This is a genomic window from Streptomyces sp. NBC_01474, from assembly GCF_035918215.1.
Classification (GTDB): Bacteria; Actinomycetota; Actinomycetes; order Streptomycetales; family Streptomycetaceae; genus Streptomyces; species Streptomyces aureus.
Genome location: NZ_CP109449.1, coordinates 6,046,856 through 6,073,387, shown reverse-complemented (window position 1 = coordinate 6,073,387; position 26,532 = coordinate 6,046,856). Strand labels below are relative to the sequence as shown.

General features: G+C 72.2%; 25 protein-coding genes. 9 read left to right on the top strand and 16 right to left on the bottom strand.

All coding sequences use genetic code 11. The features are described from left to right. Window positions 1-5: 5 nt before the first annotated feature. From OG758_RS27935 to OG758_RS27925, 3 genes are read right to left on the bottom strand one after another with little or no spacing between them, the layout of a single operon-like run. Complete coding sequence (locus OG758_RS27935; protein WP_326712467.1) at window positions 6-887, bottom strand: GNAT family N-acetyltransferase; 882 nt, start codon at window positions 885-887, stop codon at window positions 6-8. A 24-nt stretch (window positions 888-911) separates the two neighbouring features. After that, window positions 912-1,361: a Zn-ribbon domain-containing OB-fold protein gene (locus tag OG758_RS27930; RefSeq protein WP_382060632.1), complete on the bottom strand. Its 450-nt coding sequence runs from the start codon at window positions 1,359-1,361 to the stop codon at window positions 912-914. Then, window positions 1,325-1,777, bottom strand: a complete 453-nt coding sequence (locus OG758_RS27925; RefSeq protein ID WP_116512441.1) for a DoxX family protein — start codon at window positions 1,775-1,777, stop codon at window positions 1,325-1,327. Before OG758_RS27925 ends, OG758_RS27930 begins: the two co-directional genes overlap by 37 nt. A 149-nt stretch (window positions 1,778-1,926) precedes the next feature. Between OG758_RS27925 and OG758_RS27920 the strand changes: the two genes are divergently transcribed. The 4 genes from OG758_RS27920 (at window position 1,927) to OG758_RS27905 (ending at window position 7,066) form a co-directional block, all read left to right on the top strand. After that, window positions 1,927-3,078, top strand: coding sequence for a flavin-containing monooxygenase (locus OG758_RS27920; RefSeq protein ID WP_326712465.1), 1,152 nt, complete (start codon window positions 1,927-1,929; stop codon window positions 3,076-3,078). 226 nt (window positions 3,079-3,304) lie between these two features. Beyond that, on the top strand, window positions 3,305-5,521 hold the full coding sequence (locus tag OG758_RS27915; protein WP_326712464.1) for an acetate--CoA ligase family protein: 2,217 nt from the start codon (window positions 3,305-3,307) through the stop codon (window positions 5,519-5,521). 56 nt (window positions 5,522-5,577) lie between these two features. Beyond that, window positions 5,578-6,366, top strand: coding sequence for an enoyl-CoA hydratase/isomerase family protein (locus tag OG758_RS27910; RefSeq protein ID WP_326712463.1), 789 nt, complete (start codon window positions 5,578-5,580; stop codon window positions 6,364-6,366). 82 nt (window positions 6,367-6,448) lie between these two features. Continuing rightward, the gene (locus OG758_RS27905) at window positions 6,449-7,066 is read left to right on the top strand and encodes a flavin reductase family protein (RefSeq protein WP_326712462.1); all 618 of its coding nucleotides are present in this window, start codon (window positions 6,449-6,451) and stop codon (window positions 7,064-7,066) included. Here OG758_RS27905 and OG758_RS27900 read toward each other — a convergent pair whose 3' ends face one another. Further along, the gene (locus tag OG758_RS27900) at window positions 7,067-8,380 is read right to left on the bottom strand and encodes an MFS transporter (protein WP_326712461.1); all 1,314 of its coding nucleotides are present in this window, start codon (window positions 8,378-8,380) and stop codon (window positions 7,067-7,069) included. Between the two features lie 104 nt (window positions 8,381-8,484). Here OG758_RS27900 and OG758_RS27895 point away from each other — a divergent pair, with 104 nt between their 5' ends. Further along, complete coding sequence (locus OG758_RS27895; RefSeq protein ID WP_326712460.1) at window positions 8,485-9,501, top strand: GlxA family transcriptional regulator; 1,017 nt, start codon at window positions 8,485-8,487, stop codon at window positions 9,499-9,501. Window positions 9,502-9,515: 14 nt separating this feature from the next. Here the strand turns inward: OG758_RS27895 and OG758_RS27890 are convergent, their stop codons facing one another. From OG758_RS27890 to OG758_RS27880, 3 genes are read right to left on the bottom strand one after another with little or no spacing between them, the layout of a single operon-like run. Then, window positions 9,516-10,565, bottom strand: a complete 1,050-nt coding sequence (locus tag OG758_RS27890) for a Zn-dependent alcohol dehydrogenase (RefSeq protein WP_326712459.1) — start codon at window positions 10,563-10,565, stop codon at window positions 9,516-9,518. Continuing rightward, window positions 10,562-11,761, bottom strand: coding sequence for an acyl-CoA dehydrogenase family protein (locus tag OG758_RS27885; RefSeq protein WP_326716053.1), 1,200 nt, complete (start codon window positions 11,759-11,761; stop codon window positions 10,562-10,564). The genes OG758_RS27890 and OG758_RS27885 overlap by 4 nt, the downstream gene beginning before the upstream one ends. A 33-nt stretch (window positions 11,762-11,794) precedes the next feature. Beyond that, complete coding sequence (locus tag OG758_RS27880) at window positions 11,795-12,706, bottom strand: SDR family NAD(P)-dependent oxidoreductase (protein WP_326712458.1); 912 nt, start codon at window positions 12,704-12,706, stop codon at window positions 11,795-11,797. Window positions 12,707-12,791: 85 nt separating this feature from the next. Between OG758_RS27880 and OG758_RS27875 the strand changes: the two genes are divergently transcribed. Beyond that, window positions 12,792-13,718: a cyclase family protein gene (locus OG758_RS27875; RefSeq protein ID WP_326712457.1), complete on the top strand. Its 927-nt coding sequence runs from the start codon at window positions 12,792-12,794 to the stop codon at window positions 13,716-13,718. A 353-nt stretch (window positions 13,719-14,071) separates the two neighbouring features. On the opposite strand, the gene OG758_RS27870 is transcribed toward OG758_RS27875, so the two are convergent. The 4 genes from OG758_RS27870 to OG758_RS27855 form a co-directional block, all read right to left on the bottom strand. Then, on the bottom strand, window positions 14,072-14,533 hold the full coding sequence (locus tag OG758_RS27870) for an ATP-binding protein (RefSeq protein WP_326712456.1): 462 nt from the start codon (window positions 14,531-14,533) through the stop codon (window positions 14,072-14,074). Window positions 14,534-14,960: 427 nt separating this feature from the next. After that, window positions 14,961-15,824, bottom strand: a complete 864-nt coding sequence (locus OG758_RS27865) for an acyl-CoA dehydrogenase family protein (RefSeq protein WP_326712455.1) — start codon at window positions 15,822-15,824, stop codon at window positions 14,961-14,963. Between the two features lie 2 nt (window positions 15,825-15,826). Continuing rightward, the gene (locus tag OG758_RS27860; protein ID WP_326712454.1) at window positions 15,827-17,023 is read right to left on the bottom strand and encodes an acyl-CoA dehydrogenase; all 1,197 of its coding nucleotides are present in this window, start codon (window positions 17,021-17,023) and stop codon (window positions 15,827-15,829) included. Between the two features lie 11 nt (window positions 17,024-17,034). Next, window positions 17,035-18,225, bottom strand: a complete 1,191-nt coding sequence (locus OG758_RS27855; RefSeq protein WP_326712453.1) for an amidohydrolase family protein — start codon at window positions 18,223-18,225, stop codon at window positions 17,035-17,037. Window positions 18,226-18,414: 189 nt separating this feature from the next. Here OG758_RS27855 and OG758_RS27850 point away from each other — a divergent pair, with 189 nt between their 5' ends. After that, window positions 18,415-19,995 carry a class I adenylate-forming enzyme family protein gene (locus OG758_RS27850; RefSeq protein ID WP_326712452.1) on the top strand — a complete coding sequence of 527 codons (1,581 nt, stop codon included), beginning with the start codon at window positions 18,415-18,417 and terminating at the stop codon, window positions 19,993-19,995. Here OG758_RS27850 and OG758_RS27845 read toward each other — a convergent pair. After that, window positions 19,979-20,506, bottom strand: coding sequence for an EF-hand domain-containing protein (locus tag OG758_RS27845; protein WP_326712451.1), 528 nt, complete (start codon window positions 20,504-20,506; stop codon window positions 19,979-19,981). The two genes, OG758_RS27850 and OG758_RS27845, sit on opposite strands and share 17 nt — an antisense overlap. A gap of 171 nt (window positions 20,507-20,677) precedes the next feature. Further along, a complete protein-coding gene (locus OG758_RS27840; RefSeq protein ID WP_100596019.1) occupies window positions 20,678-21,052 on the bottom strand; it encodes an STAS domain-containing protein in 375 nt (124 codons plus the stop codon). A 280-nt stretch (window positions 21,053-21,332) separates the two neighbouring features. Here OG758_RS27840 and OG758_RS27835 point away from each other — a divergent pair, with 280 nt between their 5' ends. Continuing rightward, window positions 21,333-21,920 (top strand): sigma-70 family RNA polymerase sigma factor, encoded by a 588-nt coding sequence (locus tag OG758_RS27835; protein ID WP_326712450.1) that lies wholly within the window; start codon window positions 21,333-21,335, stop codon window positions 21,918-21,920. After that, window positions 21,917-23,233, top strand: a complete 1,317-nt coding sequence (locus OG758_RS27830) for a zf-HC2 domain-containing protein (protein WP_326712449.1) — start codon at window positions 21,917-21,919, stop codon at window positions 23,231-23,233. The genes OG758_RS27835 and OG758_RS27830 overlap by 4 nt, the downstream gene beginning before the upstream one ends. A gap of 19 nt (window positions 23,234-23,252) precedes the next feature. Here OG758_RS27830 and OG758_RS27825 read toward each other — a convergent pair whose 3' ends face one another. The 3 genes from OG758_RS27825 to OG758_RS27815 all read right to left on the bottom strand — a co-directional run bounded on the left by OG758_RS27825 (window position 23,253) and on the right by OG758_RS27815 (window position 26,406). Continuing rightward, entirely contained in the window at window positions 23,253-24,827 is a 1,575-nt protein-coding gene (locus OG758_RS27825) for a transporter (protein WP_326716052.1), read from the bottom strand. Window positions 24,828-24,832: 5 nt separating this feature from the next. Then, entirely contained in the window at window positions 24,833-25,624 is a 792-nt protein-coding gene (locus tag OG758_RS27820) for an ABC transporter ATP-binding protein (RefSeq protein WP_326712448.1), read from the bottom strand. Between the two features lie 110 nt (window positions 25,625-25,734). Continuing rightward, entirely contained in the window at window positions 25,735-26,406 is a 672-nt protein-coding gene (locus OG758_RS27815) for a bifunctional DNA primase/polymerase (protein WP_326712447.1), read from the bottom strand. Between the last annotated feature and the right edge of the window lie 126 nt (window positions 26,407-26,532).

Here is a 26,532-nt window from a genome sequence, read left to right as displayed (position 1 = left end):
GAGCGTCAGCCGTTCTCAGGTGCGGTGAAGGTGTGGACGGCGAAGTCCCGCACGGGACGGTAGCCGATGCGCTGGTACAGGCCGTTGCTGGTCGCGTTGGCGAGGTCGGTGAAGAGGAGCACCTCGCTCGCGCCCGCGGCCCGGGCGGCGCGGCTGACCTCGGCGGTGACCGCTCCCGCGTAACCGCGGCCGCGCAGCTCCTTCGGTGTGTACACGGGCGCGACCCGGACCGCTCCGGCGGCCTCACGGGTCACGCCGGCCATGGAGACGGGCACGCCGTCCGCGGTCTCCCAGAGGGTGACGCCGCCGTACGAGATCCGCTCGTCGGCCCATTCCTCCGAGCCCGAGGCGCCGCCCGGAGTGCCGGCGTCCGCGGCGAACTCGTTGTGCCACCGGACCAGCAGCTCCCGGTCCGCCCCGGTGGCGACGCGGGGCCGCCCGGCGGGTGCGGACAGTGGCGGGGTCAGGTCCCCGAGCCGGTACAGGCGCTGCTCGATGGCGCGGTGGGCCCGCGCTCCCGTGCGGGACTGCCAGGCGTCGGCGAAGGCGGCAGAGGCCGCGTCGACCCCGAACACGCCGGTCACCGGCCGCCCCTGGAGCGCGACGGCGAGAGCGTCCGCCTGGTCCCGGTCCAGGGGGCTGACATGGAGCCGGAAGGGCTTCGTCCACAGGAACGTCCCGCTCACGCCGCCGTCCGGCCCGTACAGCACGCCGAAGAGCTGTCCCTGCGCCCCGTACACCGACGGCCCCCGTTCCCGCAGGCTCGCGGTGACGCTGAGGACGACCGTGTGCAGGGCGGGCTCGGCGCGCAGGTAGTCGCCCGCGCGGGCGAGGAAGTCGTCGACGTCAGCGGTGAGGTGCCAGCCGGGCACGGGGCTCTCTGTCATGACCGCATGGTGCCGCCCGTCCCCTCACGTCCGCGAGCGAAATACGGGAACGGAGAAGCCCTCGACCTGACGGAAGGTGACCTCCAACGGCATTCCCACGCGCAGATCGTCGCCCTCGGTAGCCACGATCTCCGTCATCATCCGCGGGCCCTCCGCGAGGTCGACGACGGCCGCGATGTACGGGGTGCGGGTGCCGAAGGGCGGCAGGTCGTTCCGGTGGACGACGGACCAGGTGTAGAGGACGGCCGTCCCGGACGCCCGCTCCCACACCACGTCCTCGCTCCAGCAGTGCGGGCAGAACTCGCGCGGATAGTGATGGGCCCGCCCGCACGCGCGGCAGCGGCGGAGCAGCAGCGTCCCGTCGGCGGCCGCGTCCCAGTAGGGGCGGGTGAAGGCGTCGGGCTCGGGGAGGTCGAACCGTACGGTCGCGGGAAGAGTCACAGGAACAGTCCGATCGCCGCGTCGAGGGACCATGCCTGCCAGGACATGGCGAAGAGCGCCACGAGCGAGATGAGGGCCATCATCGCGTTCTGTCCCTGCTCGGCCCAGTCGTGGATCATCAGGACCAGGTACAGGAGGTTCAGGAGCAGCCCGCCGATGAGGGCCACAGGTGTCAGCAGGCCCACCACGAGCCCGAGGCCCAGGGCCAGTTCGGCGTAGACGACGATGTACGCCATCACTTTCGGCCGGGGGGTGACGACCGCGCCGAAGCCGCTGCGTACGGCGTTCCACCGGTGCTTCGCGGCGACGTCGGCGGCCCAGGCGATGCCGGTGCCCCGCTCGAACCAGCCCTTCTTGTCCTTGTGCCGCCAGCTCTCCAGCCACCACAGTCCGAGGCCTATGCGCAGCACGGCCAGCCATTCGACGCCGTCGAGCCAGATCGAGTCCACGACCGGGGCCCTCCTCTCCGTTTCTGACGGAACGTCAGTTCAGCGCACGCGAGGGCGCTGACGCAAGGGGCGTACGCCGTGATGAATTCGCAACCGATTCCGGCCTTGACCGAGACCCATCAAATCGAACCGTGATTACGCTCGCACTCATGGTCACCGAGCCCGCGCCCGCCGCACGCACCCAGGACCGCCCCGTGTACGTCATCGGGGGCGGCCCGGGCGGCCTCGCCGCGGCCGCGGCGCTGCGCGAGCGGGGCGTACGGGCCGTGATCCTGGAGAAGTCGGAGCACGTCGGGGCTTCCTGGCGCCGCCACTACGACCGCCTCCACCTGCACACCACCCGCAAGCTCTCCGGGCTCCCCGGCCTCGCGATCCCGCGCCGCTTCGGCCGCTGGGTGTCCCGCGACGACGTCGTGCGCTACCTGGAGAAGTACGCCGAGTTCCACCAGCTGGAGATCGTCACGGGCGTGGCGGTCTCCCGCGTGGAGCGCACGGAGGACGGCTGGCTCGTACGCGCCTCGGGCGGTCGCGAACTGGCCGCGAGCGCCGTCGTGGTCGCCACGGGCTACAACCACACCCCCCGCCTGCCCGACTGGCCGGGCCGCCCCTCGTACGCGGGCGAGCTCCTCCACGCGGGCGACTACCGCAACGCCAAGCCCTACGCGGGCCGCGACGTGCTCGTCGTCGGCGTCGGCAACACGGGCGCCGAGATCGCCGTGGACCTGGCCGAGGGCGGCGCGTCCCGCGTCAGGCTCGCGGTCCGTACGGCGCCCCACATCGTGCGCCGGTCCACCGCGGGCTGGCCCGCGCAGCGGACCGGCATCCTGTGCCGCAGGCTGCCCGTGGCGATCGTGGACCGCCTGGCCCGCCCCATGGCGAAGCTCAGCGTGCCCGACCTGACGGAACAGGGCCTGCCCAGACCCACGACCGGCCTCTACTCGCGGGTGCGCGAAGGCGCGATCCCCGTGCAGGACGTCGGCCTGATCGACGCCGTCCGCACGGGCAAGGTCGAACCGGTCGCGGCCGTCGAGTCGTTCGAGGACGGCAAGGTGGTCCTCGCGGACGGCACGCACATCGCCCCCGACGCGGTGATCGCGGCGACGGGTTACCGCCGCGCGCTGGAGGACCTGGTGGGTCACCTCGGCGTCCTGGACGCCCGGGGCCGCCCGACCACGCACGGCCGGCGGACGGACCCCGCCGCGCCCGGCCTCCACTTCACCGGGTACACGAACCCGATCAGCGGCATGTTCCGCGAACTGGCCCTGGACGCACGGAAGATCGCGAAGGCCGTCGCGGGCTGACCCCGGCCACCGCCGTCCCGTCACCTGCACGCACGCAGGGCGTCATCCGCCCGCGTCCCGTCCATCACATCCGCCCACAGTGGCCACATCCCGCCGTTCCAACCCGCCCGCCCGCGGGAACACCCGTAACAGCCTTTGCGTGCAGCCCTGTTCCTGACACAGCGTCAGTTCAGTAATCTGACACTACGTCAGTTAGTGAGCACCAGTCGAGGAGCGGGCGGACCCGATGCTTGGATCGACATACGGCACCCTGACCACCGACCCCCGCCGGGCCCGCACGATCGCCTGCGGAGAGCAGCCGGCACCTGCCGTGCACGGCAGGACGGACGACCTGGACGTGAGCGGCAGGCCACTGCACCGCGAGGTGCCCGACCTGGACCGTTTCTTCCGGCCCGAATCGATAGCGGTCATCGGCGCGTCCGATGCCGAGGGCCGCCCGAACACGGGCATCACGCGCCAGCTGATCGCGTGGGCGGAGCGCGTGGGCGCCCGCCTCCACCCCGTGCACCCCACCCGTGAGACCGTCTTCGGCATTCCGTGCTCGCCGGGCGTCTCCGCACTGCCCGAACCCGTCGACCTCGCCGTACTCCTCATCTCGGACCCGCTGCCGGTCATTGAGGAACTGGCCCAGGCCAAGGTGAAGTTCGCGGTGGCGTTCGCGTCGGGCTTCGCGGAGACCGGCGAGGAAGGGGCGGCCGCGCAGTCGTCCCTGTCCGCGGCGGTCGCCCGCTCGGGCATGCGGCTGCTGGGCCCGAACACGAACCTGAACGCGTTCTCCGAGTTCCGCGACGACCTCGAAGGACCGGCGATCGCCCTCATCACGCAGTCGGGCCACCAGGGCCGCCCCCTCTACACGATGCAGGAGCTGGGCGTACGGCTCTCGCACTGGGCACCCACGGGCAACGAGGCGGATCTGGAGACGGCGGACTTCATCTCGTACTTCGCCGAGCAGCCCGAGGTCGGGGCGATCGCGTGCTACGTGGAAGGCCTGAAAGACGGCCGCGGGTTCCTCCTCGCGGCGGACCGCGCGGCGCGGGGCGGCGTACCCGTCGTGGCCGTCAAGGTCGGCCGGACCGAGACGGGCGCCCGCATGGCGGCCTCGCACACGGGCAAGCTGACCGGAGCGGACACGGTGGTGGACGCGGCGATGCGGCAGTTCGGCGTGATCAGGGTCGACGGACTCGACGAGCTCCAGGACACCGCGGCCCTGCTGGCCCGGGCCCGGCCCCCGCGGGCGGACGGCGTGGCGGTCTACTCGATATCGGGCGGCACCGGCGCCCACTTCGCCGACCTGGCCACCCGCGCGGGCCTGACCCTGCCCTCGCTGTCCGAGGCGAAGCAGCAGGAGCTCCACCAGTGGATCCCGGAGTACCTCAACGTCGCGAACCCGATCGACAACGGCGGCCACCCGGTGGGTGACTGGCGCGGCCCCAAGATCATCGAGTCGATCCTCCAGGACCCGTCCATAGGCGTCCTGATCTGCCCGATCACCGGCCCGTTCCCGCCGATGAGCGACAAACTGGCCCGCGACCTGGCGGAGGCGGCGGAGCGCACGGACAAGCTGATCTGTGTCGTCTGGGGCTCGCCGCTGGGCACCGAGGACGCCTACCGCGAGACGCTCCTCGGCTCCTCGCGCCTCGCGACGTTCCGCACATTCGGGAACTGCATCACGGCCGTCCGCGCCTATCTGGACCACCACCGCTTCACCGCCGCCTACCGCTCCCCGTTCACCGATGCGCCCCGCACGCCCTCCCCCTCCTTCCGCAAGGCGCAGGCCCTCATGCGCCCAGGCCGCCAGCTCAGCGAGCACGCCGCGAAGCAGCTCCTGCGCGCGTACGGCATCCGCGTACCGCGCGAGCAGCTCGTGACCAGCGCCGCGGCGGCGGTACGGGCGGCCGGGCAGGTCGGCTACCCCGTCGTCATGAAGGCGTCCGGCGCGCGGCTGGCCCACAAGTCGGACCTGGGCCTGGTCAAGGTCGGCCTGACCTCGGCCAGTCAGGTCAGGGACGCCTACCGGGAACTCACCGACATCGCCCGCTACGAGGGCCTCGACCTGGACGGCGTCCTGGTCTGCCAGATGGTCGAGCGGGGCGTCGAGATGGTCGTCGGGGTCACCCAGGACGACCTGTTCGGCCCGACGGTGACGGTGGGCCTGGGCGGCGTACTCGTGGAGGTGCTGCGGGACACGGCGGTGAGGGTGCCGCCGTTCGCCGAGGACCAGGCGCGGGCGATGCTCGACGAACTACGGGGCAGGCCCCTCCTGGACGGGATGCGGGGGGCGCCGCCCGTGGACCTGGACGCGCTGGTGGAGGTCGTCCTGCGGGTCCAGCGCATGGCCCTCGAACTGGGCGACGAACTCGCCGAGTTGGACATCAACCCGCTCATGGTGCTCCCCCGGGGCCAGGGCGCCGTGGCGCTCGACGCGCTCGCCGTCTGCCACTGAGATCCGCCGGTACCGTCCGCCGCCCGCGCCCGCCTGCGAACAGGGAAGAAGAGGTCATGTCCGCCACCATCGAGTGCACGACCGCCGACGCCGTCACCTGGATCACGCTCAATCGCCCCGAGGCCATGAACGCGCTGACCTGGGACCAGCGCGAGGAGATCATCGGCATTCTGAACAGCGCCTCGGCGGATCCGGACGTGCGCGCCGTCGTCATCACGGCGACCGGCAGGGGCTTCTGCGCCGGCGCGGATCTGCGGGGCGCTCCGGCCACCGGGCCCCGCGTGCCCGGCGACGTCGCCCGCACGATCCGGCTCGGCGCTCAGCGTCTGATCGCGGCGGTCATGGACTGCGAGAAGCCGGTCGTCGCGGCGGTCAACGGGACGGCGGCCGGCATCGGCGCGCATCTGGCGTTCGCCTGCGATCTGGTGCTCGCGGCGGAGTCGGCCCGGTTCATCGAGGTCTTCGCGCGCCGCGGGCTGGTCCCGGACGGGGGCGGCGCCTATCTGCTGCCGCGCCTGATCGGGCCGCAGCGGGCCAAGGAGCTGATGTTCTTCGGCGACGCGCTCTCCTCGGCGGACGCGGAACGCCTGGGCCTCGTCAACCGCACGGTCCCGGACGGGGAGCTGCGCAAGACGGCCCAGGAGTGGGCGGCGCGCCTGGCGAACGGCCCGACCCGGGCCATCGCCATGACCAAACAGCTGGTCAACGCCTCCCTGGAGTCGGACCGCGCGACGGCGTTCGCGGCGGAGGCGACGGCACAGGAGATCAACATGACGACGGCGGACGCGCAGGAGGGCGTCGCCTCCTTCAAGGAGCGTCGCGACCCGACGTACAGGGGCCGGTAGCTTTCCCACAACTGGCCGCCGTCATCGAATTCGGCCCCACCACTTCCTATCTGACACGTCGTCAGCTTCAATCGTAGGTGTGATGGGACACGCAGGAATGGCAGCGACGGTGGTCAGGTACCTCCGGTCGGTCGGTGCGCCCACGTCGGCCGAGCCGGTGGACGCACTGCCGCGTCCGGAGCTACGGGCCGTGGGCGAGGACGAGCGGGCGCCACTGGACCCCGGCGAGTTCCGCCGCGTCCTCGGGCACTTCGCCACCGGCGTCACCGTCGTCACGGCGCCGTCCCCGCACCCCGGCGCTCCACCCGCGGGCTTCGCCTGCCAGTCCTTCTCCTCGCTCTCCCTGGACCCGCCACTGGTGGCGTTCATGGTGGCCCGTACGTCCACGACCTGGCCGCGCATCGCGAGCGCCGGCGTCTTCTGCGTGAACGTACTGGGCGCGGACCAGGGCGCGCTGTGCCGGTCCTTCGCCGCGCGCGGCACGGACAAGTTCGCGGGCGTCGAGCACGACGCGGCGCCCGTGACGGGCTCGCCGCGGATCGCGGGCGCGCCCGCGTGGGTCGACTGCACGATCCACGCCGTCCACACGGGCGGGGACCACCTCATCGTGGTGGGCCGGGTGGAGGCGCTCGGGACGGGGGACGGCGAGGCGCCCCCGCTGCTGTTCCACAAGGGCGCGTTCGGCCGCTTCGAGCACTGATCAGGCGAGTCCGGCCACCAGGCCCGCATCGGCATCGGCGTGACGGCGACGGATGACCAGCGCCATCAGGGCCGCCGCGGCGCACAGCGCGCCGGACGCGTACCAGACGACGTCGTACGAGCCGAACGTGTCACGGGCGACGCCGCCGAGGAAGGCCACGAGCGCGGCACCCACCTGGTGCGAGGCGAGCACCCATCCGAACACGATCGCGCTGTCCTCTCCGTAGTGCTCACGGCACAGGGCCAGGGTGGGCGGCACGGTGGCGACCCAGTCGAGCCCGTAGAAGACGATGAAGAAGATCATCGGCGGGTGGACCGACGGCGCGAGGAGCATGGGCAGGAACAGCAGGGAGATCCCGCGCAGCGCGTAGTACACCGCGAGCAGCCGTCGCGCGTCGAAGCGGTCGGTGAACCAGCCCGACGCCACCGTTCCGACGACGTCGAAGACCCCCACCACCGCCAGCAGCGAGGCTGCCGCGGTGATCGGCATCCCGTGGTCGTGCGCAGCCGGCACGAAGTGTGTCTGGACGAGCCCGTTCGTGGAGGCGCCGCAGATCGCGAAGGTCCCGGCGAGCAGCCAGAAGGGCCCTGTGCGGACGGCCTTGAACAGCACGCCCACGGTGCGGCGGGCGGCCCCGGTGACGGGCGGCGGCTTCTCGACGAACTCCTCGGAGCCGTACGGGGTGGTGCCCACGTCGGCCGGGTGGTCGCGCAGCAGCAGCCACACGAACGGCACGACGGCGAGCGCCGCGAGCGCCACCGTCACGGCCGCCGGCCGCCACTTGTGCGCCTCGACGATCCACGAGAGCAAGGGCAGGAAGATGAGCTGCCCCGAAGCGGACGCGGCCGTGAGGATGCCGGTCACGAGCCCGCGCCGGGCGGTGAACCAGCGGTTGGTGACGGTCGCGGCGAACGCGAGGGCCATCGAGCCGGAGCCGAGCCCGACGAGCAGGCCCCAGCACAGCAGGAGCTGCCACGCCGAGTCCATCCACACGGTCAGGCCGGAGCCGGCCGCGATGACGACCAGGGCGACGGCGACCACGCGCCGGATACCGAACCGGTCCATCAGGGCGGCGGCGAAGGGCGCGGTCAGCCCGTACAGCGCGAGGTTGATGGAGACGGCGAGCCCGATGGTGCCGCGGGACCAGCCGAACTCCTCGTTCAGCGGGTCGATCAGCAGCCCCGGCAGGGACCGGAAGGCGGCGGCGCCGATGATCGTCACGAAGGTGACGACGGCGACGAACCAGGCGCGGTGGATACGAGGACGGGAGGCGCCCGCGCCGGGCGGGCCGTCGGCCGCGGTGGTCGGTGTCATGTCCCTTGTGTGCGTCACAGCAGACAGCATCGGATCACCGGCCCACCCCGGACGAGTGGCCCGAAAGACAGCCTTCGCTAGGATCGGGCCATACACTCGGAGCCATGCCCGAGACTCCCGCAGCCCGCACCCGGCGCCCCCACCGCGTGGTCGTCCTGGCCCTCGACGGCGTGCTCCCCTTCGAACTCGGCATCACCCAGCGCATCTTCACCCGCGCCAAGGACCCCGAGGGCCGGTCACTGTACGAGGTCGTGACGTGCTCGGTCAGGGAACCCGGCCCCGTGGAGACGGACGCCGACTTCGCCGTCCTGATCAGGAACGGCCCGGAGGCGCTCGCGACCGCGGACACGGTGGTCGTGCCCGCGTCGTACGAGCACGGCCCCGTCCTCGACGAGGGCGTACTCACCGACGAGCTGGCGGCGGCTTTCGCACAGGTCAGGCCCGGTACGCGGATGGTGTCGATCTGCACCGGCAGCTACGTTCTCGCCGCGGCGGGCTATCTGGACGGGCGCCCGGCGACCACGCACTGGGCGTCGGCGGAGCACTTCCAGCGGCTCTTCCCCAAGATCAAGGTCGACGCCGACGTCCTCTACATCGACGACGGGGACGTCCTGACGTCGGCCGGGGTCGCCGCGGGCATCGACCTCTGCCTGCACCTGGTCCGCCGCGACCACGGCACGGCGGTGGCCAACGAGGTGGCCCGCCGCACCGTCGTCCCGCCCCACCGCGACGGCGGACAGGCCCAGTACATCCACCGCCCCGTCCCCGAATCCCAGCTCGCGACCACGACCAAGGCCCGCGCCTGGGCCCTCGCCCGCCTCCATGAACCGCTCCAGCTGCGGGACCTGGCCGCCCAGGAGGCGATGTCGGTCCGCACCTTCACGCGCCGTTTCCGCGAGGAGGCCGGCGTCAGCCCGGGCCAGTGGCTCACCCAGCAGCGGGTGGAGCGGGCCAGACACCTGCTGGAGTCGAGCGACCTGTCGATGGACCAGGTGGCGCGCGAGTCGGGCTTCGGCACGGCGCAGTCGATGAGGCAGCACCTCCAGACGGCGCTGGGCGTGACCCCCACGGCCTACCGCCGCACGTTCCACGCGACGAACACGCACGGCGGCGGCGCGTAAGCAGGTCCCCCGGGTCAGAACACAAGCACGCCCCGCGCCACCCTCCCCTGCTGCGCGTCCTCCGCCGCCTTCGCGAAGTCCTCGACCGGGTAAGTCTCCGTGACCAGCTCGTCGAGCAGCAGCCGGCCCTGGCGGTACAGGTCGGCGTAGAGCCTGATGTCGCGCTGGGGCCGCGAGGAGCCGTAGCGGCAGCCCAGGATGGACTTGTCGAGGAAGAGCGAGGCGACGACGAAGGACGCCTCCGCGTCGGCGCCCGGCATGCCGAGGAGTACGGCCTGGCCGTGCCGGTCGAGGAGGTCGACGGCCTGCCGGACCAGCTCGACGCGGCCGACGCACTCGAAGACGTGGTCGGCGCCGTGCGGCAGGACCTCCCTGACCCCGTCGGCCGAGGTCAGGAAGTCGGTCGCGCCGAACTGCCGTGCCACCGCCTCCTTGTCGGGGTTCGCGTCGACGGCGACGATCCGCGAAGCGCCCGCGATCCGGGCCCCCTGGAGCACGTTGAGGCCGATGCCGCCGGTCCCGATGACGACGACGGTGTCGCCCTGGCCGACGCGCGCCCGGTTGAGGACGGCCCCGACGCCGGTCAGCACCCCGCACCCCATGAGCGCGGCCGACGTCAGCGGGATCTCCGCGGGGATCGGCACGGCCTGCACCGCCTTCACGACGGTCCGTTCGGCGAACGAGGAGTTAGCGGCGAACTGGTAGAGCGGCGTGCCACCCCGCGAGAACGGCTGCGTGGGCCTCCCGATCGCCTTGCGGCACATGGTCGGCCGCCCCCGGTCGCAGTCCGCGCAGGCGCCGCAGTTGGCGAGCGTGGACAGCGCCACATGGTCCCCGGGCGACACATGCGTGACGCCCGGGCCGACGGCCTCCACGACCCCCGCGCCCTCGTGCCCGAGCACGACCGGCGCCGGGAACGGGATGGTCCCGTCGATCACCGACAGATCGCTGTGGCACAGCCCCGCGGCCGCGACGTCGACGAGCACCTCCCCCGGCCCCGGATCGCGTATCTCGAGATCGTCGACCACGTCGGCCCGGACCCCGTCGAACACGACACCCCTCATGACGACTCCCTCGTCTCCCTGGGCAGCCCGAGCACGCGCTCGGCGATGATGTTGCGCTGGATCTCGTCCGAGCCGCCGTAGATCGTGTCGGCCCGGCTGAAGAGGAACAGCCGCTGTGCGGCGTCGAGTTCGTACGTACGGTCAGGCGTCCAGTCCCCGGGCCCGGCGGCGGCGAGCGCGCCCCGCGCCTGGAGGGCGAGCTCGCCGAGGCGCTGGTGCCAGCGGCCCCACAGGAGCTTGGCGACGCTCGGGGCGCCCGGGTCCTGCGCGCCGCCGAGCGTGCGCAGCGCGTTGCACCGCATGACGCGCAGCTCGGCCCACTGCCGCACGAGGCGGTCCCTGAACAGCGGGTCCTCGGCCGCGCCCGTACGCACCGCGGTCCGTACGACCTCGGCGAGTTCGGCGGCGAAGCCGATCTGCTGGGCGAGCGTCGAGACACCGCGCTCCAGGGCGAGCAGCCCCATGGCGACCCGCCAGCCGTTCCCCTCACCGCCGACGACGTGCTCCACGCGCGCGTGCGCCCCGTCGAAGAACACCTCGTTGAACTCGCTCGTGCCGGTCAGCTGCCGGATGGGCCGCACCTCGATCCGGCCCGGCTGGTCCATCGGCACGAGGAGGAACGACAGGCCGTGATGGCGCCGCGAGCCCGCCTCGGTGCGCGCGAGCACGAAGCACCAGTCGGCCTCGTGCGCGAGCGACGTCCACACCTTCTGCCCGGTCACGCGGTACGTGTCACCGTCGCGCACGGCGGTCGTGCGCAGGTTCGCGAGGTCGGAACCGGCGCCGGGCTCGCTGTACCCCTGGCACCACAGCTCCTCGCCGGAGGCGACGGGCGGCAGGAAGCGCTGTTGCTGCGCCTCGTCGCCGTAGGCGATCAGGGTCGGGGCGAGCAGGTTCTCGCCGATGTGCCCGTGGCGTGCGGGCGCCCGGGCCCGCGCGTACTCCTCGGCCCAGACGACCTGCTGCGTCAGCGAGGCGACCCGGTTGCCGTACCCGCCGCGCTGCCAGCCGAGCCCGATCCACCCGGACGCGCCCAGCTCCCGTTCCCAGGACCGCCGTACACCGGCGTCCTCATGCTCGCTCCCGGGCCCACCGCGCCCCCGGGCGACGGCGTACTCGCCGGTGAGGTGCTCCGCGAGCCACGTGCGGGCCTCCCGCCGGAACGCCTCGTCCTCATCCCCGAACCCGAACTCCACCACGCGCCTCCGCCCCCGGCCTCGACCTCGACGTCACTGATTGGGCCGCGCTTTCGCCGCGGCCGCCTCGGCCATCGCCTCCAGCTGCGCCAGCATCGGCATCGGATCGACGCCGACGGTGCCCGGCAGGAAGTCCGCGATCTTGTCCGGGGTCCAGCCGCCCTCCGCGTAGCCCGAGCGCAGCTCCCTCGGCTGGGCCCACACCGCGATCTTCGGGCCGGCGATCGTGTACACCTGCCCGGTGATCTTCTCGGCGCGGGCGCGCTCGCTGAGCAGATAGACGACGAGCGCGGCGACGTCCTCCGGCTCCCCGATCTCCTTGAGCTCCATGGGCACGTTCGCCGACATGCGGGTACGGGCGACGGGCGCCACCGCGTTCGCCGTCACGCCGTACTTGTGCAGTCCGAGCGCGGCGCTGCGCACGAGCGAGATGATCCCGCCCTTGGCGGCGCTGTAGTTGGCCTGCGCCACGGAACCCTGGTGGTTGCCGCTGGTGAAGCCGATGAGCGTGCCCGACCCCTGCTTGCGCATGACGGCGGACGCGGCCCGGAACACGGTGAACGTGCCCTTCAGGTGCGTGGCGACCACCGGGTCCCACTCCTGCTCGGACATGTTGAACAGCATCCGCTCGCGCAGGATCCCGGCGACGCAGACGACGCCGTCGATCCGTCCGTACCGGGCGAGCGCCACGTCGACGATCCGCTGTCCGCCCGCCATGGTCGAGATGTCGTCGGCGACGGCGACGGCCTCGCCGCCGGCCGCCTCGATCTCCTTGACGACGGCCTCGGCGATCTCGCTCGCCGGCTCGCCGCCCTCGATGGACACCCCGTAGTCGTTGACCACGACCCGTGCGCCCTCGGCGGCGCAGGCGAGCGCGACGGCCCTGCCGATGCCGCGCCCGGCCCCGGTGACGGCCACCACCTTGCCTGCCAAGAAGTTCCCCACGTCCGGCCCCTTCCCGCGGTTTCTGACGGACCGTTAGATTCTATGACCCGTCAGATACCCGAAGACAAGCCCCCGGGGAGCACTCATGTCGTTGCCTGCCGAGTTCCACGAGATGGCCAAGCGCGTCAACAACTGGGGCCGTTGGGGCGCCGACGACGAGATCGGCACGCTCAACCTGGTCACCGACGAGGTCGTGCGCGAGGCCGCGGCGACCGTCCGCACCGGCCGCCGGACACCGCTCGCGCTGCCCCTCAAGGAGGACGGGGTACAGACCGGGATGATCCCCGGCCGGGTCAACCCGCTCCACACCATGGTCCAGATCAACCACGAACTCTTCGGCCCCGGCACCGTCGCCACCAGCGACGACGCGGTGACCATGGGGCTCCAGACGGCCACCCACTGGGACGCCCTCACCCACGTCTCGCACTCGGGCCGGATCTACAACGGCCGCCCCTCCGACACGATCACGGCGCACGGCGGCGCGCGGTTCAGCGGCATCGACAAGGCCCCGCACATTGTCTCGCGCGGCGTACTGCTCGACGTCGCCGCGGCGAAGGGCGTGGACCGGCTGCCCGGCGACCACGCCGTGACACCCGACGACCTGGACGAGGCCGCGGAGTTCGGCCATGTCACCGTTCGCCCCGGCGACATCGTCCTCGTCCGCACCGGCCAGATCCAGACGTATCTGGCGGGCGACAAGCACGCGTACGGCTATCCGTCGCCCGGCCTTTCCGTGCGCACGCCCGAGTGGTTCCACGCGCGCGACGTGGCCGCGGTCGCGAACGACACCCTCACCTTCGAGATCTTCCCGCCGGAGATCGAGAACCTCTGGCTGCCGGTGCACGCCCTCGACCTGGTCGAAATGGGCATGCTCCAGGGCCAGAACTGGAATCTGGAGAACTTGTCCACAGCCTGTGCACAAGAATCGCGCTACGCGTTCCTGCTGTCGGCGATGCCCGAGCCCTTCGTCGGCGGCACCGGCACACCCGTGGCCCCGGTCGCGATCCTGTAGGGCTCAATACGCATGTTCTGCAAGGGAGTTCGGAACCGGACGGCGATGCGACCCGCACCGCCGTCCGGCCCCCGGCGCCCGGGCCCTGCTCCCCCGGCCCCTGGGGGAGCCGGCCGCCGCGGCACGACCCGCACTCGCCGAGGGCCCCCGTCACCGGAACCCTTGGCGTCCCCTCGCCACGAATCGCCGACCACAAGCGTGATCAAACGGACACCCGGCGTCAACACCCGTAAGGAGATTTGCCAGTTATGCGACATTTATGACGGCGCACGCCCGGCTCGAACCGACGCGCTCAGGCGCACTCAGAGGCACGGGGAGGCCCACTGCCCCCGAGGGGGCACCGGGAGCCGGAACTACACCGCCTCGTACGCCATCCCCTGATACGTCCCCGCCCCCGCGCCCTGAGCGCCGCAGCGGTCGATCTCGCACCAGATGGCCTTGCCCGTACCCTCGGGCCGCCAGCCCCAGCGGTCCGCCAGGCCGTCGACGAGTTCCAGGCCGCGACCGTTGGTCTCTTCCCCGCCGGCGTGCCGCGGCGCGGGGGGCCGGTCGCTGGCGTCGGCCACCTCCACGCGGACCGTGCCGACGCTGGCCTCCGCCGGGACGCCCGGCAGCAGCATGCGCAGAACGGCCGGACAGCCGGTGTGCACCACGGCGTTGGTGACGAGCTCGGAGACGATCAGGATGAGCGTCTCCGCCAGTGGCTCATCGGCCTCTATCCCGGACCCTGCGAGGCGCGAGCGCACCCACCTGCGTGCTCGCCCCACCTCCGCGGGATCCGCCCCGACCTCCAGCTGAACTTGAAGCACCTGCACCGCTCACACCATCCGAACCGGCGGACACATCGCCTCGGGACTGTGACAAGTCAAGGAGCTCACGGACCGTGATCCCCTTGGAAGACAGCATGGTTGACGTACAGTCACCCCAACAAGCGCTTCGGGCATATTCCAGCGCGAAGGAGTACGCGTGCGCCATACTGTGCGACGCGTCCTGCGGGGAGTCGAACGGGCGGGCACGCGGCCCTCCCGTGCGCTGCGAACGGCGCGCATCGCCGGATCCGGAGCCGCCTCAGGGGCAACACCGGGATGGCTCGGACTCGGAACCACTCGCATCCCACACAAGGTACCCGAGCGGGGCCCCGACTCCGTGCCGTGACGAGTCCCGCGCAGGACACAACCCGATATCGACGTTCCGTGACTGTCCGTACACGGGTTCGCCCCGCGCCGCACAGGTCCCCGGACGTCACAGCGCCGCCGCCAGCGCCTCCTCCGTCTCGCGCGCCGTACGGCCCGTTCCGGCGCGCACCCAGGCCCGCTTGAGATGCAGATGCACGTCCGCCTCCCAGGTGAAGCCCATGCCGCCGTGCACCTGGACGCAGTCGCGCGCGTTGCGCACGGCCGCCTCGTCGGCGAGCAGTTCGGCGGCGGCGATCTCGACCGGGTCGGCCGTGACAGCCGCCGCGTAAACGGCCGCACGGGCCACCTCGGCCCGTACGAGCATCTGGGCGCACAGGTGCTTCACGGCCTGGAACGCGCCGATGGGCTGCCCGAACTGTTCGCGTTCTCCCGCGTATTGGACCGCCAGCTCGCAGGTGCGCGTGGCGGAGCCGAGCTGTTCGGCGGCGGTGAGGAGTACGGCCTCGGGGCTGCGGGGCGCGTGCGGGCCCGGCAGCTTGTGCAGGGGCGTGAGCGGGTCGACGGAGGCCAGCGGTACGGCGCCGGTCGCGTCGCCCTGGACGACGTCCGACGCGTCGCGCCACGGAAGGAGTTCCCCGGCGGGCGCCGTCACGACGCTCTCGCCGGTCGCGGCGCCCGGCACGGTGCCCGCGGCGAGGTGCGTGGCGACGAGCGGGCCCGGCAGCAGGACCCGGCCCGCCTCCTCGAAGACGAGGACGGCCTCGGGCAGCCCCAGGCCGACGCCGCCGTCCGCCTCCGGCAGGCACAGGGCGAAGAACCCCGCGTCACCCAGAGCCCGCCACAGCGCCCGGTCCAGGTGCCCGGGCGTGTCCACGGCGCTGCGCAGGGCGTCGCGGTCGAAGCGGCCGGTGAGCAGGTCGCGTACGCCGTCGCGCAGGGCGCGCTGGTCGTCGGTGAGCTGGAAGCGCATGCTCACCGCCCTCCCTTCTGAAGATCCCCCCGAAGGCCCTTCGGCCGGTCCTTGGGCAGGCCGAGGATGCGTTCGGCGACGATGTTGTGCTGGATCTGGGAGGTGCCGGCGGCGATCGTGTAGGAGAGGGACGACAGGCGGTCGAGCGTCCACTCGTGGTCCGTGTCGAGGGCGCCCGCGACACCGAGCACTTCGGCGGCGGCATCGAACAGTTCCTGACGGGCGTGCGAGTACCGCAGCTTGAAGACCGAGCCGCCGGCGCCGGGGACGCCGCTGGCCAGCTCCGCCTCGCTGACGTTCCACTGGGTGAGCCGCCACAGGGCGCGGAACTCGGCGTTGAGGCGGCCGAGCCTGCGGCGCAGTACGGCGTCGTCCCAGCGGCCGTTCTTGCGGGCCTGCGCGGCCAGCTCGCCGAGGACGCGGCGGCAGGCGACGACCTCGCCCACGAACGCGGTGCCCCGTTCAAAGGACAGCGTCACCATCGTCACGCGCCAGCCGTCGTTCTCCTCGCCGACCCGGTTGGCGACCGGGACGCGTACGTCGTCGAGGAACATCTCGGCGAACTCGGCGGACCCGGCGAGCGTGCGCAGTGGCCGTACGGTGATCCCGGGCGCGTCCATCGGCATGGCGAGCCAGGAGATGCCCCGGTGTTTCGGAGCGGACGGGTCGGTGCGCACGAGGAGTTCGCACCAGTCGGCGACCTCCGCGTGCGACGTCCATATCTTGGACCCGCTCACCACATAGTGGTCACCGTCCCGTGTCGCGCGCGTGCGCAGCGCCGCGAGATCGGAACCGGCGTCGGGCTCGCTGAACCCCTGGCACCACACGTCGTCGCCGCGCAGGACGGGGGGCAGCCAGCGCGCCCGCTGCTCGGGTGTCCCCTCGGCCGCGATCGTCGGCCCCGCGTGCAGCAGCCCGACGAAGTTGGCGCCCACGTAGGGCGCGCCCGCTTTCTCGGTCTCCTCCAGGAATATGAGGTGCTGCGTGGGCGTGGCACCGCGGCCGCCCGCGTCGGCGGGCCAGTGCAGGCCCGCGTACCCGGCGTCGTACAGCCTGCGCTGCCAGCCGAGGTCGTAGGCGCGCCGGCCCGGCCAGTCGTCGGGGGACGGCTTCGGGGGGAGCCCCGGAAGCACGGACGCGAGCCACTCCCGCAGCCGCGCCCTGAACTCCTCTTCCTCGTCCGTGTACGTGAGATCCACGGCGCGGCCCGCTACCTGTCGAGGTCCAGGTCGAGCATGCGGATCGCGTTGCCCCGCATGAGCTTGTAGACCGTCTCGGAGTCGAGGCCCTTCACATGGTCGAGGGCGACCTCCTTGGTGTGCGGGAAGGTCGAGTCGACGTGCGGGTAGTCCGTCTCGAAGGTCGCGTTGTCCCGGCCGACGACGTCGAGGGAGGCCACCCCGTGCTTGTCGCGGAAGAAGCAGCAGAACATCTGGCGGTAGTAGTACGTCGACGGCGGCTCGGGGATGAGGCCGCGCACCCCGCCCCAGGCCCGGTGCTCCTCCCAGACGTCGTCCGCGCGCTCCAGGGCGTACGGGATCCAGCCCATCTGGCCTTCGGAGTAGGCGAGTTTGAGCGTCGGGAACTTGACCAGGACCCCGGAGAAGAGGAAGTCCATCATCGACGCCATCGCGTTGTTGAAGCTGAGCGAGGCCTGCACGGCGGGCGGGGCGTCGGGGGACGCGGCGGGCATCTGCGAGCTGGAGCCGATGTGCATGTTCACGACCGTCCCGGTCTCCTGGCACACGGCGAAGAACGGGTCCCAGTAGCCGGAGTGGATCGACGGGAGCCCCAGGTGGGTGGGGATCTCGGAGAACGTCACGGCCTTGACGCCGCGCGCGGCGTTGCGCCGGATCTCGGCGACGGCGAGGTCGATGTCCCACAGGGGGATGATGCAGAGCGGGATGAGGCGGCCCCCGCTGTCGCCGCACCACTCCTCGACCATCCAGTCGTTGTAGGCCCGCACGCAGGCGAGCGCCACCTCCTTGTCCTTGGCCTCGGCGAACGTCTGGCCGCAGAAGCGCGGGAAGGTGGGGAAGCAGAGGCTGGCCTCGACATGGTTGAGGTCCATGTCCTCCAGGCGGGCCTTCGGGTCCCAGCAGCCGCGCCGCATCTCCGCGCGCGTGATGCCTTCGAGGGTCATGTCGTCGCGGTCGAAGCCGACGGCGGCGATGTTGCGCTTGTACGGGAACTTCAGGTCCTCGTAGATCCACCAGTCCGTCGGGGGCCCGTCCGGGTCCATGGTGATCTGGTACTTGCCCGCCACGTAGGCGAGCTCGCCGATCCCGGCGGTGAGCGGCTGCGGCCCCCGGTCCCGGTACTTCGCCGGAAGCCAGGTCGAGAAGAGGTGCGCGGGCTCGATCACATGGTCGTCGACGCTGATGATCCGGGGCAGTTCCATCGGGTCCATCGTGTCCCCTCACCTGACAGTTTCTGATGGCGTTGCTGACGCGGCTTCTATCGCCGTTTCTGATGGGTCGTCAGATAGCAGGCTAGCCCCGCACCCCTGGACCGACAAGGCGCAGCGCTCTACGCTCTTCGCACGATCTGACTATCCGTCAGGTACGGCCTGCCTTTGCGAGGGGGAGCAGTGAACGACACCGCACACGCCCTGGGCGCCGCCGGGACGCTCTGGGAGCTGATCGAGCGCCGCGCCGCCCTCACCCCCGACACCCCCGTGCTGATCCAGTCCGCCCCCGACGCGCAGGACGACCGGCGTCTGACCTTCGGCGAGCTGCGCGACCGCGGCGAGCGGGTCGCCGCCGGCCTGTACGACATGGGCGTACGCCCCGGCACGGTCGTCGCCTGGCAGCTCCCGACCCGCATCGAGACCGCGCTGCTCTCCTTCGCCCTCGCCCGGATCGGCGCCGTCCAGTCCCCCGTCATCCCCTTCTACCGGGACCGCGAGGTCGGCTTCGCGCTGCGCGAGTCGAAGGCCGAGTTCTTCGCGACCCCGGGCGTGTGGCGCGGCTTCGACCACACGCAGATGGCCCGGCGCCTCGGCGCACGCGGCATCTTCGAGGCGTACGACACGCTGCCCGACGGCGACCCGTCCGTACTGCCGCCCCCGCCCTCCGACGGCACGTCCGTGCGCTGGATCTACTGGACCTCCGGCACGACCTCCGACCCCAAGGGCGTCCTCCACACCGACCGCTCACTGATCGCCGGCGGCTCCTGCCTCGCGCACGCCCTGCACCTGTCGGCGTCCGACGTCGGCTCGATGGCGTTCCCCTTCGCGCACATAGCGGGCCCCGACTACACGGTCATGCTGCTCCTGTACGGGTTCCCCGCGGTGATGTTCGAGCAGTTCGCGCTGCCGGACGCGCTCGACGGCTACCGGCGCCACGGGGTCACCGTCGCGGGCGGCTCCACCGCCTTCTACTCGATGTTCCTGACCGAACAGCGCAAATCCCCGGCGGACCGGCTCATCCCGACGCTGCGGCTCCTCGCGGGCGGCGGCGCGCCCAAGCCACCCGAGATCTACCACGCGGTCGTACGGGAGATGGGCTGTCAGCTCACCCACGGATACGGCATGACCGAGGTCCCCATGATCACGATGGGTGCCCCCGACGACACCGCGGAGAACCTCGCCACGACGGAGGGACGGCCCCCCGAGGGCATGGAGATCCGGGTGACGGACGCGGACGGCAAGCAGCTCCCGTACGGCGTTGACGGCGAGGTCAGGCTGCGCGGGGAGGCCGTCTGCCAGGGCTATCTGGACCCCGTGCAGTCGGCGGCCGCCTTCGACGGCGAGGGGTTCCTCGTCACCGGCGACCTCGGGCACGTGAGGGACACGGGGCATCTGGTGCTCACCGGGCGGGCCAAGGACATCATCATCCGCAAGGGCGAGAACATCTCCGCGAAGGAGATCGAGGACCTGCTGCACGCGCACCCCGCGGTGGGCGACGCGGCGGTCGTCGGGCTCCCGGACCCCGAGCGCGGCGAGCGGGTGTGCGCGGTCGTCGTCCAGCGCGACGGCACCGAGCCGCTGACCCTGGAGGCGATGGCGTCCCATCTGCGGTCGGAAGGGCTGTCCACCCACAAGCTGCCGGAGCAGCTGGAGCTGGTGGACGCCCTTCCGCGCAACGACACCCTGCGCAAGGTGCTCAAGTACAAGCTGCGCGAGCGCTATTCGGGCACGAGCCCGGTGAACGCTATTCCGAAACGGTGAAGTAGTGGGCGAAGGCGGTGACGATCTCCTCCTCGGAGATCCGCCCGTCGCCGTCCGCGTCCAGCGCGGCGGCGACCGGGCCCACCAGGGACGGGGCGACGCCGAGGACGCGAAGGACACGCTCCGCGGCGGCCGGCGTGAGGCCCGAGCCGTTCTGGTCCGCGACGGCGATGGCGGCCCGCAGGAAGGGGCGGGCGATCTCCGCGAACCGCTCCGGGTTGTCCCGCAGCCGCTTCACCGCGCCCGTCACGAACTCCTCGCGGTTGACGCGCTGGTCGCCGTCCACGTCCGCTATGCCGGCCATGCCCTGCCAGAAGGCCTCGGCACCCGCGTAGAGCGCCTGGCCCTTGTCGCAGCGCGCCGTCGTGGTGAACTCGGCGAGCAGACCTTTGGCCGCGGTCACGAAGTCCTCGCGGTCGATGTAGCCGTTGCCGTCCTGGTCGAAGCCGGCGAAGCGGGCAGCGATCCTGCGCTCGTACTCGGCGTGATCGGTGCTCTCGGCGTGGTCCATGTCCCCTCGGCCGCCTCTCGCATCGGTGGTGGTACGGGTCCTGCCCGTACTCTCGCCAGGGAGCGTACGTCGTGGAGCGGCGCCGGGGGCCCTCACAGCGACGCTTGTGCCAAAACCGGAGAAATTCCGCAACAACTTCCGTGCCCGGCCGCCCGGACGCACGGGTGTGCGTCAGGCCGAGAGGGGCGACGCCTCGTCGTTCACCGCGGACAGCACGTCCGGGTACACCTCGAAGAGGCGGCGCACGCCGAGCGCCGACAGGACGCGGTTGACGTGCGAGCCGTCCTCGGCCCCCTTGGCGGGCAGGATCAGCCGGAGCTCGCCGCGGCAGGAACGCATCAGACGGCGGGCCGCGATCAGCACGCCGACCCCGCTCGAATCGCAGAAGAGGACCTGCGAGAGATCGAGGACGAGGCTGTGCCGGCCGTCCGCGACCGCGTCGTGCACCTGCTGGCGCAGCGCGGGAGAGGTGGCGAGATCCATCTCGCCCGACACCCGCACGACGGCCCAGCCACCCTGCTGTCCCTCGGTCACCCTGAGCGTCACGCGCCACGCCTCTCGTTGATCCGGAACCTCTGCTTACGGTTGTCTTCTCTCGCGGCTGCCCGACCGCGAGGTGCTGAAACACCACTGCAGGCGTATCACATATGACCTGGTTAAGACCCAAGTGTTCTGATTTTGGGTCGCTCACGGCGCCAAAGGTCCTCGCATCGTGACCGTCTCCTTACCATCCGCATCCGGGCAGGTCGACCTTTGCCGCAAAGAACACGTGCGTTGTCGGCGGGTCCGACTACATTCGAGGGAAGGCACACGGTGAGGGGGCCGCATGGCCAAGGAGACTCCGACCCGGTGGGACCGGAGGATGCAGCAGCGGCTCGCGCACGGGGAGGCCGCCGCGCTCGGCGAGCTGTACGACCGCTTCGCGTCACTCGTGCACGGGCTCGCGCACCGCGTGCTCGGTGACGAGGACGCGGCCGACCGCATCACGCGCGACGTCTTCACCCACGTCTGGGAGAACCCCGACGCCTACGACCCCAAGCAGGGGCCGCTGCGCTCCTGGATCGCCACACTGACCCACCGGCGCGCGGTCCACCGCCTGCGCCAGACCGAGTCCGCCGCGCTCGTCCGCAGCGGCAAGGGCACCACGGAGGAGCTGGAGCGCAGGGTGCGGCACGCCTCCGCCTCCGCCCGCGCCGACTACATCGTCACGTCGATGCCCGCCCCGCTGCGCGCCGCGCTCGAACTGGCCTACTTCCAGCGCAGGGACTACCGCCAGACCGCGGTCGACCTCGGTGTCACCGAGGACGAGGCGCGCCGCCGCCTGCGACTCGGCCTCCAGCTCCTGTCCACGGCGCACGACAGCGGCACCTCCGGCACCCCGCCGGGATCTCCCGGACACGGGAGGACGCTGTGAGCGGGCCCAGCCCCTTCGGCAACGCCGAACAGCCCGACAACCCCGACAACCGTGACGGCTCCGGGGAGCCCGAGGGCGCCGGGCGTTCCGACGCCGCCGCGAGCGCCCGGATACCCACGCCGCGCTCGTCCGTGGAGGACACCGGGCGCCCGTTGCCGGACCACGTCCCCGAGCCGCTCGTCCTGGAGCACCGCGTCCTCAAGTCCCTCCTCGGCGCGTGGGCGCTGGCCGCGTGCTCGGCCGAGGAGAGCGTCGCCGTGGAGGAGCACCTCGGCGACTGCGGCCCGTGCGCCGAGGAGGCGCTGCGGCTGCGGGACGCCGTGGGACTGCTGCATGCCGAGGAGAGCCTCGACCTCGACCCGATGCTGCGCTCCCGCGTCCTCGAAGGCTGCCTGAACCGGCGTCCGCCCCGCATCCCGGTCCCCGAGTGGGCCGCTCCGTACGACGCGGAGACCGCCCGCCTCGACGCCCTGCTCCAGGACATCGGCGACTCCGAGTGGCACGCGCCCGTACGGCTTCGCTGGTACGAGGGCGACGACCGGGTCAGCCGCAAGACGACCGTCGCCGGGGTGCTCACGCACCTGATGAGCGTGGACGGCCTGGTCGCCGTCGCACTCGGCCTCGACGACCCGCTGTTCGGCGTCACGCCCGAGGAGCGCCGCACTCCGGAGAGCCGCACGGAGACGTTCTGGAAGGCCTCGCACTTCCCGCCGACCCGCGCCGTGCGCGGCCCCTGGCGCGAGCAGTCGCACGCCGTGATCCGCACGGTGTCGTTCGCGGCCGACCCGAGCGGCTCCGCGGGCCGCACCCGCACCTCCGGGCAGCTGTCGGTCCCGTACGGGGACTTCACGCTGCCGCTGCGCGACTCGATGCTGGACCGCGCCTTCGAGTGCTGGGTGCACGCCGAGGACATCGCCGAGGCGGTGGACTACCCGTACGAGCCGCCGTCGCCCCGCCATCTGAACCGCATGATCGACCTGGCGGCCCGGCTCCTGCCCGACTCCCTCGCGGGGCGCCGCCGCGCGGGCCTCGCCGCACCGGCCCGCGGACTCGTCGCCGCGGGCGCGCCGGGCCGCACCCTGCGCCTTGAGGTCGAGGGGGCGGGCGGCGGCGAGTGGCTCATCGCCCTGGACTCCCCCGGCGCGGTCGGCTCGGCGGAGCACGAGGTGGCCCATGTCGCCCTGGACGGCGTCGAGTTCTGCCGCCTGGCGGCCGGTCACGTCACCCCGGAGGAGGCGGCCGCAGGACAGGACGGCGACCGCGAGGCGATCCACGACGTCCTCTACGCGACGGCGTCGCTCAGCAGGATGTGACGGCGCGCCGCGGCACGCGTCATCCCTTGCTGACCGCCGCGAGGATCTCCGGCAGGCGGGCCGCCGTGCGCGGGGCGGCCAGGCGCAGGCCCGCCAGGGTGATCCCCGCTCCGTACGCGGCCCCGACCGGCAGCAGCAGCCAGGTCGCGGACTCGGCGCCCGACACGTGCAGCCAGATCGCGACGGCGATGACCGGGGCGCACAGCAGGGCCGCCGCGACCATCCCGCCGAAGATCGATATCCAGGCGAGGCCCGCCTGCCCCGGGGCGACGTTCTTGTAGCCCTCCTGGGGGATCGAGTACGGGAAGCGGGCCGACGACCAGGCGCCGGTCGCGAGCATCGCGCCGAGCAGGGCGAAGGAGAGGCCGAGGACCTCGGGCAGGGCCCGCCAGTCGCCGAGCATCGCCGTCGTGACGACGGTGACCAGCGTCGCGTACGGCAGGGTGATCGTCAGGAGGGCGAGGGCGCGGCCGCGCAGTTCGACGTAGGCGTCGTGCGGCGAGGAGATGGTCATGGCGACCATCCAGAACGCCGAGGTGTCCTGCCCGAACTGGTTGTACATCTGGATGCCGAGCATTCCGGCGGCGAAGCACGCGAAGTAGATGGAGCCGGTGCCCTGGAGCGCGTTGAAGACCGGCACGATCAGGCCGATGGCGAGGGACGTCACCCAGGCCGCCTTCGTCTTCGGGTCGCGCCACACATAGCGCAGGGCGCGCTCCATGACCGTGCCCGTGCGGCCGTCGGGCAGGAGGCGGGGGCCGCGGGACGTGCGCCTGCGGCGGGTGGGTTCGGCGGCCTGGAGCGTGGAGCCGTCGGGGGACGTCATGAGGCGCGTCAGGGCGCGCTGCCAGGCGTACAGGAGTCCGGCGAGGGCGGCCGCGCACAGGACGAGGCGGGCCGCCGCGACGCCGTACGAGCCGTGGCTGACCGAGTCGACGGCGCCGATCGCGGACGCCGGCGGGATCCAGGCCAGTACGTCGCCCGCCGGGTCGAGCGCCCCGAGTCCGCCGGACGAACCGAGCTTCTGCGCACCGAAGTTGACGACCTGTGCGCCGACGGCGATGACGAGCCCGCTGAGCACGGCGAGGTCGCGTCCCTTGCGGCTGGTGAGCAGCCGGATGTTGGCGGCGGCCACGGCGCGGGCGAGGGCGACGCAGGTGAGCAGGGTGAGGGCGACGGCCAGGACCGCGACGGCGTACGCGGCCGCCCCGTGTGCCAGGGCGATCACCGCGCCGACCGCGAGGCAGAGCGTGAACAGGGGGCCGATCCCGACGAGGGACGCGATGAGCAGGCCCCTCACGAGCGGGCGCGGACGCAGCGGGAGCATGACGAGGCGGGTCGGGTCGAGGGTCTCGTCGCCGGAGGGGAAGAAGAGCGGCATCACCGCCCAGCCGAGGGCGAGTACGGCGGTGAGGATGACGCCGAGCGTCGCCGCGTGCGTGCTGCCGCGCAGGGCGATCAGGCCGATGAGCTGGAGCGCGGCGACGAGGAGTACGACGACGAGCGTGGTGATGTAGGCGGCGCGGCGGCCCGTGGATCCGCGCAGGCCGTTGCGCAGGAGTGCCAGCTTGAGGCGGACCAGCGTGACGGTCATCGTGGTCACCGGGCCCCTCCCAGCCAGTCCAGGTCGGAGGTGGTGTCGCGGCTGTTCGCGCCGACGAGTTCGAGGAACGCCTGCTGGAGGGAGGGCGCGTCGCCGCGTACTTCGGCGAGGGGCCCCTGCGCGCGGATGCGGCCGGCGGCCATGACGGCGACCCAGTCGCAGAGCGACTCCACGAGCTCCATGACGTGGGAGGAGAAGACGACGGTCGCCCCGGAGCCGGTGTAGCGCTCCAGGACGCCGCGGATGGTCTGCGCGGAGACCGGGTCGACGCCCTCGAACGGCTCGTCGAGGAAGAGGACTTCGGGATTGTGGAGGAGCGCGGCGGCGAGCCCGATCTTCTTGCGCATGCCGGTCGAGTAGTCGACGACGAGTTTGTGCTGGGCCCCGGAGAGGTCGAGCACGTCGAGGAGCTGTGCGGCGCGCTTGTCGACCTCGGCGCCGGGCAGGCCGCGCAACCTGCCCGTGTACGCGAGAAGTTCGCGCCCCGACAGCCGCTCGAACAGGCGCAGGCCCTCGGGGAGCACGCCGATGCGGGCCTTCACCTCGACGGGGTCGCGCCACACGTCGCGGCCGACGACCTCGACGGTGCCCCGGTCGGGCCGGAGCAGTCCGGTGACCATGGACAGGGTGGTCGTCTTTCCCGCGCCGTTCGGCCCGACGAGGCCGATGAACTTGCCTGCGGGAAGGGTGAGATCGATCCCCGCGACGGCGACGCTCTGGCCGAACGCCTTCCAGAGGTCCTTCACGCGTACGGCCGGCGCACCGGCCTCGGTCCCCGCCTCGGTCACTGTGCCGCCCGCCGTCCTTCGTCGCCGTCACCCTCCCCAAGCTCTCGACTCCGCTGTCGAGCAAGGGCCCCGTCCGCACGATACGTGGCCGCGGGACGCCCTGTTGTGTTCTACCGGCGGCCTTCCCGCCCGCACGCGTACGCCAGTGGGGAGATGAGCTCCTCGGCGTCCGGCAGCCAGCGGTTCGCGGCGGTGGGGCGGCAGGCCCACTGGACGGCGCCCCGGCCGCCGAAGCGGGTGGGCGGCGCGGCGACGTAGGAGCCCTCGCCGAGCGCGTCCAGGTCGAGGGAGGCGGGCGGCCAGCCCAGCTTGCGGACCAGGCCGGGGACCTTCGCGGCGGCGCCCGGCAGGACGAAGAACTGCATCCGGCGGTCGGGGGTGCAGGTGACCGGGCCGAGGGTGAGTTCCATGCGCTCCATGCGGGCCAGGGCCAGGAACCCGGCGGTCTCGGGCACGTCGATCGCGTCGAACGTGCGCCCCGTCGGCAGCAGGATCGCGGCGGCGGGCTGCCTGGACCACAGCCGGCGGGCGGCGGTCGCGCTCCCGGTGGCCTGGTTCGCCCAGTCCTCGCGCGCGTGGTGGGCACCGGGGGCCGCGCACCCGGCGTCGCCGCAGGAGCAGTACTGCCTGCCCTCGTCGACCTCCAGCCAGGTGCCGGGGAACACGTCCCAGTGGCGTTCCTCCGCGTAGCGCACGGCTGCGTCGAGGAGGGCCTCTCCGCGCTGCTTGGGGATGTGAGGAGGCGAGGTGACTGCCGAGGTGACTCCGATGGTCTCTTCCACGACGTTCTCAACTCCCGCCGCCATCCGGGGTTACGGGCGCACGCGCGCGGGGCCCCGCAGCACCGATCCTGCACGTGGGGCGCATGGGTGCATGGGCGGGGGCGCGCGGGAGGAATGGCCCCGGCC